12 protein-coding genes are annotated in these 11,543 nt (G+C 54.5%); 2 read left to right on the forward strand and 10 right to left on the reverse strand.

Going from position 1 to position 11,543, the window contains the following annotated elements:
* Nucleotides 1–813 precede the first annotated feature (813 nt).
* The 8 genes from OKC31_RS20905 to lepB all read right to left on the reverse strand — a co-directional run bounded on the left by OKC31_RS20905 (nucleotide 814) and on the right by lepB (nucleotide 8,798).
* Complete coding sequence (locus OKC31_RS20905) at nucleotides 814–1,140, reverse strand: hypothetical protein (RefSeq protein WP_270657628.1); 327 nt, start codon at nucleotides 1,138–1,140, stop codon at nucleotides 814–816.
* Nucleotides 1,141–1,486: 346 nt separating this feature from the next.
* Nucleotides 1,487–1,729, reverse strand: coding sequence for a hypothetical protein (locus tag OKC31_RS20910; RefSeq protein ID WP_147277432.1), 243 nt, complete (start codon nucleotides 1,727–1,729; stop codon nucleotides 1,487–1,489).
* An 83-nt stretch (nucleotides 1,730–1,812) separates the two neighbouring features.
* On the reverse strand, nucleotides 1,813–2,628 hold the full coding sequence (locus tag OKC31_RS20915; protein ID WP_270657630.1) for a hypothetical protein: 816 nt from the start codon (nucleotides 2,626–2,628) through the stop codon (nucleotides 1,813–1,815).
* Between the two features lie 74 nt (nucleotides 2,629–2,702).
* Nucleotides 2,703–5,864 carry a conjugal transfer protein TraN gene (gene traN / locus OKC31_RS20920; protein WP_270657633.1) on the reverse strand — a complete coding sequence of 1,054 codons (3,162 nt, stop codon included), beginning with the start codon at nucleotides 5,862–5,864 and terminating at the stop codon, nucleotides 2,703–2,705.
* Between the two features lies 1 nt (nucleotide 5,865).
* Complete coding sequence (locus tag OKC31_RS20925; protein WP_270657634.1) at nucleotides 5,866–6,981, reverse strand: TraU family protein; 1,116 nt, start codon at nucleotides 6,979–6,981, stop codon at nucleotides 5,866–5,868.
* Entirely contained in the window at nucleotides 6,978–7,106 is a 129-nt protein-coding gene (locus OKC31_RS20930; RefSeq protein WP_270657635.1) for a hypothetical protein, read from the reverse strand. The genes OKC31_RS20925 and OKC31_RS20930 overlap by 4 nt, the downstream gene beginning before the upstream one ends.
* On the reverse strand, nucleotides 7,103–8,398 hold the full coding sequence (locus tag OKC31_RS20935; protein ID WP_270657636.1) for a TrbC family F-type conjugative pilus assembly protein: 1,296 nt from the start codon (nucleotides 8,396–8,398) through the stop codon (nucleotides 7,103–7,105). Before OKC31_RS20935 ends, OKC31_RS20930 begins: the two co-directional genes overlap by 4 nt.
* The gene (lepB, locus tag OKC31_RS20940) at nucleotides 8,358–8,798 is read right to left on the reverse strand and encodes a signal peptidase I (protein ID WP_270657638.1); all 441 of its coding nucleotides are present in this window, start codon (nucleotides 8,796–8,798) and stop codon (nucleotides 8,358–8,360) included. The genes OKC31_RS20935 and lepB overlap by 41 nt, the downstream gene beginning before the upstream one ends.
* Nucleotides 8,799–9,094: 296 nt before the next feature.
* On the opposite strand from lepB, the gene OKC31_RS21740 reads away from it, so the two are divergent.
* Nucleotides 9,095–9,481 (forward strand): antitoxin Xre/MbcA/ParS toxin-binding domain-containing protein, encoded by a 387-nt coding sequence (locus OKC31_RS21740; RefSeq protein ID WP_442865766.1) that lies wholly within the window; start codon nucleotides 9,095–9,097, stop codon nucleotides 9,479–9,481.
* A gap of 981 nt (nucleotides 9,482–10,462) precedes the next feature.
* Here the strand turns inward: OKC31_RS21740 and OKC31_RS20945 are convergent.
* Both OKC31_RS20945 and OKC31_RS20950 read right to left on the reverse strand, forming a co-directional pair.
* Complete coding sequence (locus OKC31_RS20945) at nucleotides 10,463–10,960, reverse strand: hypothetical protein (RefSeq protein WP_270657640.1); 498 nt, start codon at nucleotides 10,958–10,960, stop codon at nucleotides 10,463–10,465.
* 65 nt (nucleotides 10,961–11,025) lie between these two features.
* Nucleotides 11,026–11,415, reverse strand: coding sequence for a hypothetical protein (locus tag OKC31_RS20950; protein ID WP_270657641.1), 390 nt, complete (start codon nucleotides 11,413–11,415; stop codon nucleotides 11,026–11,028).
* Nucleotides 11,416–11,487: 72 nt separating this feature from the next.
* Here OKC31_RS20950 and OKC31_RS21745 point away from each other — a divergent pair.
* Nucleotides 11,488–11,543 (forward strand): helix-turn-helix domain-containing protein (locus OKC31_RS21745; protein WP_210557697.1); only part of this gene is annotated, 56 nt, incomplete at its 3' end.

Raw genomic sequence — 11,543 nt, forward strand, 5'->3', positions numbered from 1 at the left:
CCCCTCTGGAGGCCACAGACGGCGGGGCCTCCAGAGCACTTTGTCGTTTTTGGACGGAAAATCCCTAGAACCCCAAATTGGTACAACCGGGAGGGTAACGGTGCCAGACCCCATTGAATTGCTATACAACAATCTCACGCGGATCCTCTAATCCGCGCTTGGTAAGTCGGAGCGCACGGATGCTGCGTGCACATGCTGCCAGCGCCCAGCAAAGGCGTTTGGTCATGTCGGTTACACCGGTATTGATAGTTACAAGCTCCCGTACACCCACTGTACTGCTTGCAGGGCGATGTCCGTCACAGACATCGAGATCATGGGTATAGAACGGATCGCTGGCTCAAAGCCCGTAGGGAGTAAGTTCGGAATGGCCCCTGGTGTCGGCTGGGTTCACGAAATCGAATCAGGCCGGTCTACGCTACTCGCGCCGCCTGGCGTCTATGTAAAATTGCCTGCTTCTTTTCTGGAGCAGGTCACGGTGATCGAAATGACCATTGCTGGCCACCTCCCGTGGATTGCCGCGAACGCTTCCTTCCCGTTGCTCTACATCGAATCCTTCGGGCGCAAGACCGCCGCACTGATGCGAGGACTCACCATCTCACCCTCTCCTCAAACGCTTTATTGCTGTAGCGATGCAGGTATGGATTCGGTCTCCAGGGTGTACAGCACCATAGACCTTCAGGGCTCCCTCAAACTCGCTGAGGGGCTAAGCGTATTGCCAACTCCGGAACGCAACAGCTTTGTGAAGCTCGTTCGTGATCTGTCCTCCGGAAGAATTCTGAAACTCTATCACCTCTGGCTGTCGGCTATTAAGGCCTACACCTGCTCACCGGGAACAAGGCTGAGGTGCGAGTCTTTTGGCTTGTCCACAACCGTTGCATAGCCAAATGCAGTCATGTACGGCAACTTCACGGCGAACAAATCCCAGACTGTTATCGGGCTTTCATCACTCTTGTAGGGAAGAGGCAAAGGCTCATTATCATCGGACCAAAACACCCCGGCCACCGGGTGAAGCATATCCATATCGAGATCACCATCAGGGTACGCAATGAACTCTAATTGCCAGCCAGGCAGCAACTCCGGCCACTTGTACTGTGCACTGACAATGCCTGATAGCCGCTCTGCCGCGACCTCTATCGTCAAAGGCTCTCGCTTAGACACATAACCCCCTGGGTAGAATGTAAAAAGGCAGCCTTCTCAGATAAGGCTGCCTTTGAATCAACTTTGTTATCGCATTTCCTGAATGCTCTCATCCCAAAGCTTTGCCCCTACTTTCCGCTTTCCGCAGCGGTAAAACGTCACTGCGATCTTTGCCGCATAGCGGGCTGCGTCTATCTCGGCTTGTCGGGCACCTTGGTTGGGTGATACGCTTTGACCTCTCATGATGGCTTCCTCATCGTGGGTGACGGCCCTAGCACTGTTCCCGCAGCGCTGGGGCCAACTATTTTGGGAGCCTACTTCTTCCCAGGCCCCCTATCTCTCGCCCGGCTCAATTGCAGATGCTCCGGTAACGAAACTGTTGCAGTTGTGACTGGTCAACCTCCCCTTCGCAGAAGGACACCGGCACATCCAACCCATTGAGCATCAGCAAATTGGCATGCTTATGGGCTTTCGCATCTCGGTGCGTGAGGTTGAATGCACGGTACACCGGGGCTCCCGATTTGATTGCGGAATGGAACGAACACTCTACCCGCTCCGCAATGTGCACTGTCGCGATCTTCAGGGCGATCATGCAGGTTTCCGCAGAGGGCAAGTCGCCTATTGTCCTGGCCCCGCGCAGAGCATCCTGGGCCACTCTCAAGTGTTGGCTGGCCATCAGATCAGGGTCGCCTTACCGTCGATGAATACGAGGCGCTTGCCATCTTCACGAGGTGCGACACGCGGCAGGATCGTGTTGGAGTTACCGAGGACATAGGAGCCTTTTTTCAGATAGAAGTAAGCATCCATCGCATCCTTCTTCGGATTTAAGACCGAGCCCCTGCCGTTACGAATTACAAAGACACCGTAGTTTCCTTTGTCCAACGGCATAACCTCAGCAAACTCCAAACCGTTGGCTGGACGAGTCGCTTTCACATAGGTGTTATACCGGTCATCCGCCGGGTCGAAACATGAAAAATCGAAATCATCTACGTTTGTCGGCTCGCACACATAGTCTGCAAGGGAGGGTTTAGCTAAGAGACTCCGCAGTTTTTCACCATCGGCAGAACCAACGCCCCGCTTCTCATAGTTGGCCTTGAGCACGCGCATCACCGTGGCTGCCGATTTATAGTCTTCACCGGGCTGTAGTTTTGCAGTGAATACTTCTGCCACATCAAGCGGATACTGATCGGCCAAACCGGAAATCAGGCCCAGACCAGCCCCAAGCGCTCCGCCGCCGATAGAACCCAAGCTCCCACTCAGGTCATTTGCCAGCAGCAAAGTATTGCTGGTTGAGGTAACAACAGTATCCAGCCCTTTGCTGTAGGAGTTATCTTGCAGCAGATACGGGTAACCGGCATAAGCAGCGACGTTCAACGCAACGCTCTTGCTCTTATCCTGAACGAATGGCAGCCCCATATCCTTGGGGGTGGAGGAACAGCCTGCCAAGGTGGTCATGGCCAAAACGGTTGTAGCAATCAGTTGTACCTTCATGTCTTTCCCTCAAGCCCGTAATAACAGTGATTTGATAAATACTCTATGTTATCCCAAGCGGATAATCAACAGCATTATTGAAATTTACATATTGCAGGTCTCGGCAAGTAAGAACAGTCCACACTTTCCAGTTGGAGCAGGTCTTGCGTCTCACTTGATGCTTTGATGAGTTTGTCATCCGAGTACCTATTATTCAGGCGCTCCAGAGTGTTATCTCGATCCTTTCCACCAGCAAGAACATGCCCGGTGCCGGTCAAGGCCTCCAGAGTCAAGTCATCCTGCCCATCCGGCAGCGCACCGCCCAACGTTGCTTCGGCCACCCATTCGGTGAGGTTGATTTTTGACCAGTCCAGTTTTCGCAACTGGGCGACGGTTATTCCGCTACAGTCTGCAAGTCCGAGCTGGACAACAGCCTGTTGCATCACAATTCGTGGGAGCATAGAGCTGTAACAGCAGTAGTTTTGAGCCCGCTTTACACATACCTTTTTGACACCCAGATTTATCTCTTTAAGACAATATTCTCCGCCAACCTTGAAGCAGGCTTTCTCATGAATCTTGCTGGCAGTAGCCATCTCTTCCGGCTTACAAGCAGCCAGCATCTGGGCAATCATCATTGTCACCTTGTAAACGGTGTAAGCAATCATCACCACGTTCAATGCCATGACTATATTGCCGGCCAAGGGAGTCAAGGCGTATGTTGTGCCCTCCGTTGTTACCTTCTCTGAAATAAGACTCCCCACCAGATCCTCACCCAGCGTGTTGTAAATAGCCCCCATGAGTTTTTGTTGTGCTGCCACGATTAGTTCATCCATCGTCAGCCTCGCAGCTTCCCCACCGCCCATTTTCGCCCCCTCATAGGCAACTTCTTGCCCCAACGAACTCATCACCGTATTAGAGGCAGATGTCATCGCTTCCCCTGCCGCCTGTATTGCGCTGGCAGTGGCATTACCGATAGTGGTGCCAAACTCGCTAACTCCGTTGTATATAGCGTTAAAACTGGTTGAACCAGTAAATTCGCTCGCGTTCGCAGCAATTTTTTGCCAATTCATCGATCTGATGATGCTGAAGGCCGACATTGCTGCCGATAGCATATCTGGGCCACCTTGGGGTGCTTCACAGCAGTTTGTATCGGCTAAAGATCCCACTACGCCGACAGCCCACCCGCAGTATTTCTGTTCACCAGGGAATACCTTGCACTGCGACGGGTCGGCTGCGGTGCAGTTCCCATCTGCGGAGAGAAAACTCATCGCCTGCAATAACCCGGCAGCCTGCGCAAAGTCTTGGTTCACCTCCGGAGCCCCGGCACTGCAATCGCTGCCGATACAGGGAAGCTCACCGCAGGTATTGGTGGTGTTCGAGACTATCTCCGATACGGTCTTTCCTTCATCACACTCGTAGACGATTTCTTCCATGTAGCACTGGCCAGTACCGGAGTCATTCCAGCCAGGCACGCAGTCTCTGGATTTCTCGATGCACATCGGGTTTGCTTTTTCTGCCGCACAGCCGTCCGGCATGTTCTTAATATCTTCATATGAGTAGGACTGGTCACCAACCACCAGCTTACTTTGGGCAAGCGGGTCGCAAAAGTAGCCTTCGGCGTTCGCCCGCCAAGTCAAGTAGCCTTTATCGCCTGGGAAGAGTGGCTTACCGAGGCTGAGGATGTTGGCTGGCAGGCGCTTAGTACCGACATCGAGCGGCTGCCATTTGTCCATCTTGCAGGTTCCATCCGATTTCAGCACAGCGTCATAGCAGCCCGCCGGGATCTGGATGTGGTCATCCCTGAAACCCATGTCTTCAAAGTGCAGGGTGATCTCAAAGTGGCCTTCCCCCCCGTCACCAACTGCAACACGGTGAGACATCCTGATGACCTGTTCGCCACCGTTCGACAATGCGGCCTCAACCAGATTGGTAACGTCGAAGTACCCACCCACCCGGCGGGACCCGCTGCCGTCACCTGTATACCAGCTTGTATTGGTCTCGCAGTTTATTCCGGCGGGCGGGAACGGGTATGAGGGGGGACGCATTGCACCATCCACATGGTAGAAGATGGTTTGATCACCCATCTTCACTTCCATATGGTCATCCCATTCAGCCAACGTGATCAGTGCAGATCGAACCTTTGCGCCAGCAGCGAATCTCAGGTCAAGGGCATTTTGGAAGATACCGCAGGCGGCACCATTCCAGTAGTTGTCGCCTGATTTACCGATGCGGATCTTGACGCAGTTCGGGCCACAGATAGACATCTCCCCATCTCCGCCCTCAATGTACACCGGCACGTTGAGATCGCGCTTCAGTTCACAGGACTGATAGTTATCCTTTTTCGGGGCAGAACAGCGGTGCTCACGCCAATCAGGGTAATGGGTATCCTTTGTCGTGGTCGTAGTCAGACTTTGACAGGAGCCTTCAAAGAGCCCCTTCTGCAAGCGAGCATCATCGACCGCATTCTTGGCACCGAGGAATACGGGATCGTCACGACTGATGTTCTGGGGCTTGTTGGAGCGGTAGCTCTCCATGATGGTTCGGTACGCCACACTGTCGGAAGTATTGCCACCTTCCTGGGCTTTGCTTACCGTGGATTTTACCTCTCTGATGAGGTCGTCCTCGTTGTGTGGGTTATAGGTGTTTTTGGCACGGAAGCTTGTTTCTGCATTGTTGGCCTCGGCCCCAACTACCGAGCTCACGTTGTTGGTCTTAACTCCGCCGACCTTGGTATTGGTGATGTTTCCTTTCGCATCACGCTCAAGCTTCACGCCACCCTGTGGTGCGTAGTTAACACTGACGTTGTTGCCAGACACGCCTGGCATGGACAGGGAGTTGATGCCAACCCCACCAGCTGCGGCATCGTTGTAGGTGCTCTGGTAACCGGAGGAGAAGTTACCCCCTTGGTATTTCCCCATGTCGACCTTGGCGCCGGTGTGGTCCTGTCCTTGGTACTTTTGCAGGGACTTAATCACCTCTTCGGCACCACCACTGCCCTTGCCATACTTCTGCTTGATGTCGAGCACTTCATTTTCTTTGCTCACATCATTGTCCGGAGTGTCCAGCTGGTACTTTGACTTGAGGTTTTGGTACAGCTCATCTGATTGCGCGGCAAGCGCCCTCCCTGGGCTCATCATGGCGGCCAAGCCGACCGCCATGAAAGCTGGGTGGAACACAAAAACGATGAAGTAGGTGAACAACACACTCAAGGAGGTGTGCTTCATGGTGCTCCCATACGGCCCGCCGTCTTGCTGCATATCAAACCCCTCCTTTGTAGGTGACGCAACAATCGACATAGCGCCAGATCATATAGACGTAGTTCTCTTTCCCCGGACGCGAGCGGCCTCCCTTCATGGTTGACCACTGATGCACCGACTCACCTAGCCGATGGCAGCAATTCTCATTGAGAATGAAATTGGAAGGCATGGTGGTGCCGGAGCCATCCCCTTGTTTGGGGGGAGTGAAGAGCGGACGCTTGTTGCTGGACTCGGGCACGGGATAGAGCATCGATACCTTGTATTGGGAGCGCGGGACAAAGTACGAATATGTGCTCCCGCACATTTCATCCTCCCCCATCGTTTTCTCAGCCAGTCCCCGGCGATGGAGCGCAGCCAGTTGACGTTGCACGAGCAGGCTGGAGTTTTGAACCGGGTCTTTGATCCCGTGGATGTTACCCGTGTGCGGGTAGATCATGCCGTCACAACCGGCACAGAAGTAGTTCTTCTCGGACTCAAAGTTTGCGGTAGTGGCCACGCAGTCGGCCATGCACCATGCCAAGGCCAACGGGTTTGCAAACACCACGGATTCCGGATTGAGTACGAAGGTCAACAGATCATTCGACCACAGAGGGTCGATCTCCGACATCGTGAGCAGATCGATGTCCTGATGATTGTCCCCAGCACAGCCGGGAATCATGAGCAAATTGAGGAGCTGAAACACCGGGTAAGAGAAGTAGTGCGAGTCCATGAACACGTTCTGAGGGTTATCAACGTGATTCGAGGCCTTCTCCCGACCAATTTCAAACGAGCTGTCTTGGAGTTTGATGCCGCCGAGGAAGGGGGAGCACCACGGCGTCTTTACGACTTCTTCGATACGAGCTGGCTGGAAGTAACCTAGCTGCCAACCAATCTCAGGCACCCCGTTGCTGTCGTTACACATACAGACAGGCTTGGAGCTGGCCGCACCAGCCGGTTTGGGACCGACACCCATGATCCGCATCGGCAGCACGCACGACCAACAGATTTTGTCGATGATGCCAGTCAAAATCTTGCCGTCCTCGCAGTCGAGATTGAAATCCTTGCCAGCCTCAGCCGCAGCCAAAGAAATGGAAACCGTGGCGAGTGCCACGGCCAAAATTGCACGGAGTCGCTTCATCTCAAGATCTCCGTGACGATCTGATTTTGCATGATCCAGTTCGCTATATCAGCGGCCCCCTGGGGAAACTTCATGGTGAAGAAGATCCCCATGATGAAACCAATGCCTATGAAAATGAGCTTCACTCGCCTTTCTCCTCAACCGCTATCGCGATCTGTTCGACTGAGAACACCTTGCCGGAAGTGGTAATGACCGATGGGGTGGCGGCGAGGTGGAATCGCTCTATGAGCTCGCGGGGGACCAATCTTGTGCGGGTTTGCAGGTACTCGTTGGCACGCTTCATTACGTCCCACCCCTGGTCCTTGCTGTAATCAGTGGCCAACACCATCGTCTGCCCACCGAAGGGGTTTTTCTCCCGGTAGTCTTTGACCCAATCGAGCTCAACTTGAGATTGAGGGTTGATAACGATCATGCGTAAAGGCGCGTACACCTGAGCCAGGGGGTTAACAACGGTCCCAGCCTTCGCCAAGACGTTTCCCTTGTTATCAACAACGTCCTTCACCACCTTCACGGTCGGGTCGATCATCCAGCGTTCGCTTTTGCTTGCCGCAGGCAGGGATTGCATGGATTGGTTCTGCCAGAAACGAGCGACCGCGGCCTTTTTCTTGGCCTCCCAGTCTATCGACTCCATCCGGCGCTTCATCTCGTCGATCAGGTTGATTTCTTCAATCTGCCAAGTCGGGCCGACGCGCTGGTTAAGGCGGTCATTCCCGATCTGTTGAGCAATGGCGTCCTCGAAATAGTTGATGTTGATAGAGCCCTCTAGGCGATGGAATGTGCCATCCCCCATGTCCCGAATGATCGTCGGCACAACGTTTACCCCATACCGCTCATACCCCACCGGGTTGATCAGCACCTCAGGATCGCGGTCTTCTGACACCCCGGCCTGGCGGGCTAGGTTACGCAGCTTGACCGAGGTATCAGTGATCGTCTTGGTACCTTTGAGCAAACCGATGAATGAAACGGGCATGGAGTATTTGGCAGCAACCTCCAGGGCGGCCATCATGTCCTTGTCCGGCATGGACATTGACAGGAACATCATGCCATTGCCGCTGGCGGCGGCATCAGGCTTGTCCCTTGCCTTCTCCCTGTCTGCACCGAGTACCGCGACGAGATCCTTTTTGTCGAGGTTACCCAGCACGCTTCCGATCTGATTTGTCGTCGCTATCGAGGCGGCCTTCTTCATGGCGTCATGCGTCATTGCCTCGGCCTGAGCCCGCTGCTCATCAGTAATCGTTTCTGCCTGCGAATACATCCCCTGCATTGCAGGGTCGTTGAGCGCCTTTTGCCGGATGGCGTTGGCCTTGATCGCCATATCACGGGAGATAGCGTCCAGGTCCATTTGCGGGGGGGATTGGGTATCTGTCGCGTGTGCACTACCAGATAGCAACAGCGCGGCCAACAACGTTTTTTTCATCAATGGTTCCCCAGAATCGTGAGTCGTAACTACGGTCGGTATTACCTACCAGATAGAGCTGGTGGGGCGGGACTGTGATCGTCTTTTTCAGCGTCCCCAAATCGACCTTTAAGCGCCCCGCAATCCCTTGGAGTGGCACCGCCAAAAATGTCTTGTCATTCACCCAGACACCATCATCCTCAACTCGGACAGTATCTCCGCCGCGTGCCGCGACGATTTTCAAGAGCTTCGCCCCCTTCTTGGCGATCAACACATCACGGTCAAGGGTGACCGCGTAGATGCCTCCATGAACGACCTCATGCTCGTTCTTGCTGACAAGAAAAATCTTTTGGCTTAGGCAACCGGAAAACTGAGACGTAGGCATGCCTATGATGAAGTTTGCCTTGAAGGCAAAGACCATTGCCGATCCAAGAGACAAGAGCACCGCAAGGTCACGTTTGTGGTAAAAACTAGCCGTCCTGCCCATCCTTTATAAACGCCTATGTGTTGCCGATTAGGATAACCAATAATATTTATAAAAGAGTTCAGGTGCAATCCGAGGCGCCGAATATTGCCGCGCTATCTGGGTTATTGCTGGCCCATTGCACTTGGAACCAGCTCTCTCCACACTATCAAGCCACCCAGGAGGAGATTCACATGCCAGTTAACTTCCCGAATGCCACCCGTGGTCAAGAAGGCCTGCTCACGCACTTACAGATGACCGGGAACGCGCTGGAAATGCATCGTCGATTGTTGTCAGGATTCACGTATGCCGATCTAATGGCCCTCGCAGAGGCCATCAGCACTGACAAAAAGACGATTGGGGAACGGATCGGTATCAACAGGAGGGTCTTTGCACGTAGAGCGCGGGCCCCCTCCACTCGGCTTACGACTGACCAAAGCACTCGGCTGCTGTGTCTGGCTCGTGTCATTGATGCGGGCTGTCGACTATTCAACGGTGATACTGTGGCAGCTAAGAGATGGCTCCATAATCCAGCGGTAGGGCTGGGTGGTTACTGCCCCATCGAGATGTCCGACTCCATCCCAGGGACGGAGGCCGTGATAGATCTAGTCGGGATGATTGAACAAGGGATCGTGATCTGACAGCTCACCGGGCATGGCCATCGGGGCGCCTGGCCACGCGGTTACCTGGCACTGGAGTTGCTGGTCTGGCTGGTGGGTGTCGCCGTGAGACATTGGCCCGATGTCAGTACCAGTATCACCTGGCCGCCGGACCGGGCTGGCCGCCGGGGGTTTGCCTAGAACGGGAGCTACCGGTCTAGCTGGTGGGTGTCGGGGTTGGACTTTGGCTGATGTCGGAACCTGAGCCGCGTTGCCACCGGGCCGGTGCCGGGCTGGCCGCCGGGCGCCTGGAGCTGGAGTCTGCCGGTTGGGCTGGTGGCTGTCGTGGTGTGACATCGAGGCCTGCGTGCCGACGGGCGCCTAGAAGACCAAGCCGCCGGGGCTGGCCACCGGGGTGAGCCTGGCCGACGGACCGGGCTGGCCGCCGGGGGTTTGCCTAGAACGGGAGCTACCGGTCTAGCTGGTGGGTGTCGGGGTTGGACTTTGGCTGATGTCGGAACCTGAGCCGCGTTGCCACCGGGCCGGTGCCGGGCTGGCCGCCGGGCGCCTGGAGCTGGAGTCTGCCGGTTGGGCTGGTGGCTGTCGTGGTGTGACATCGAGGCCTGCGTGCCGACGGGCGCCTAGAAGACCAAGCCGCCGGGGCTGGCCACCGGGGTGAGCCTGGCCGACGGGCCGGGGCTGGCCACCGGGTTTGCCTGGAACGGGAGCTACCGGTCTAGCTGGTGGGTGTCGCGGTGGGACATTTGCCCGATGTCGGTACCCTTATTTACGGGATACCTGCCATTTTCAATAACGAGTTGTAGCCATCGCCTGGTTCCGTTTATCCCTGATCTATTGTTTGAGTACAGCCCTAAGGAACATGCGAACAAGTCATAAAACCCGAAGATGACCGTCCATAACTTGTTGTAAGTTATAGAGAGAAATATTTAACTTCGTTACATTTCGGACTTGATCGCTCCTTCCCTTGTGCTCGTTCCATGTCGTTTTTCATGGAATATCGGCCTACGGCCAGAAAGGTGACGTAAACCACTCTGCGATAGCGGCCTTTTGCTCGTCATCCAGAACCCCGGCAGCATTGATCATGTCAAACCGGTAATCGTTTCTCCCCAGCCAAACACCCGCCGCGAACCGACACATGATCGCTTGGCCGTGGGATGCGGTAGCAAGGTAGCTATCGACCATGGATAGACTCAGTTCATGCCTTTCAAAGTCCCAAAGGAGAGAGAGGTATGGGGCATTCTTCGCCAGCCAGCTTTCAAAGCGTTCTTGAGCTGGAGCACGAGAGAGGATGTTTCTCTCGTCCATTTCCCGCCGCACAGCGAGGGCGGCCTCTTTAGCCACAGGGCAGCCAGATAACACAGATTGCACCCAAGCCCAGTTTTCTCCCTGAGCAGGCTCCAAATTCTCCAACGCGAGACAGGCGGCGGCGCATGCAATGTCACTTCCACCAAAACCATCCATGGCGCAGCGGATCTCTTCTTTCAGCGCTTCCATATCCATCTGTTTTTCCTCTATTTATTTGTGCCGTAGAACGCGTCGATAGTCCTAAGGCGAAGTTCCAGTAATTAGCTTGAGCTGAGCGGCTTAATCTCCCCAGTAGCTACACGTGCCTCATACTCCCTATGAGCTACCTTTTGACTGACATCGAACTCGCAAGATTTTATCGAGCTGTTGAAGCTGAGTTTGTACTGTTTATCCAGCATGCACTCGACAAAGAAGTCTTCGTCATCCCCTAGCGGTTCCTGACGCTGGTTTACGTAGTTTGCTACAGCTCCCTTGTAATCGTTCATTGCATAAAATGAGGCACACCCAGAAGTGGTGACTACTCCAACGGCAAACACAATACCCTTGATAAAAGTTTCCAACTGTAGTTCGCCTAATGTCGTGGTGAGACAACACAGCTTAAAGGGGATCGCCAACAAGTCGAGCACTCTTCGGCCCACGGGCACCAGCATTACGAGCTTCTTCCGCCCCATCTTAAATGCGAAAGGGGACTCCCTCCGACAATGCTACACACTGAGCGCTAAATGCAAATTCTGAAAGCCTACAAATTCCGACTCGAACCGACCGAACAACAAGCGCA

This window comes from Aeromonas sp. Y293-4 (assembly GCF_027705905.1).
Lineage (GTDB): Bacteria > Pseudomonadota > Gammaproteobacteria > Enterobacterales > Aeromonadaceae > Aeromonas > Aeromonas veronii.

Excerpts from the sequence above, each read along its gene's own strand:
- OKC31_RS20915 (WP_270657630.1), bottom strand. The coding sequence starts at position 2,628 with ATGAAGGTACAACTGATTGCTACAACCGTTTTGGCCATGACCACCTTG.
- traN (WP_270657633.1), bottom strand. The coding sequence starts at position 5,864 with ATGCAGCAAGACGGCGGGCCGTATGGGAGCACCATGAAGCACACCTCC.
- lepB (WP_270657638.1), bottom strand. The coding sequence starts at position 8,798 with ATGGTCTTTGCCTTCAAGGCAAACTTCATCATAGGCATGCCTACGTCT.
- OKC31_RS20945 (WP_270657640.1), bottom strand. The coding sequence starts at position 10,960 with ATGGATATGGAAGCGCTGAAAGAAGAGATCCGCTGCGCCATGGATGGT.
- OKC31_RS20925 (WP_270657634.1), bottom strand. The coding sequence starts at position 6,981 with ATGAAGCGACTCCGTGCAATTTTGGCCGTGGCACTCGCCACGGTTTCC.
- OKC31_RS20910 (WP_147277432.1), bottom strand. The coding sequence starts at position 1,729 with ATGATCGCCCTGAAGATCGCGACAGTGCACATTGCGGAGCGGGTAGAG.
- OKC31_RS20950 (WP_270657641.1), bottom strand. The coding sequence starts at position 11,415 with ATGCTGGTGCCCGTGGGCCGAAGAGTGCTCGACTTGTTGGCGATCCCC.
- OKC31_RS20935 (WP_270657636.1), bottom strand. The coding sequence starts at position 8,398 with ATGAAAAAAACGTTGTTGGCCGCGCTGTTGCTATCTGGTAGTGCACAC.
- OKC31_RS21740 (WP_442865766.1), top strand. The coding sequence starts at position 9,095 with ATGACCGGGAACGCGCTGGAAATGCATCGTCGATTGTTGTCAGGATTC.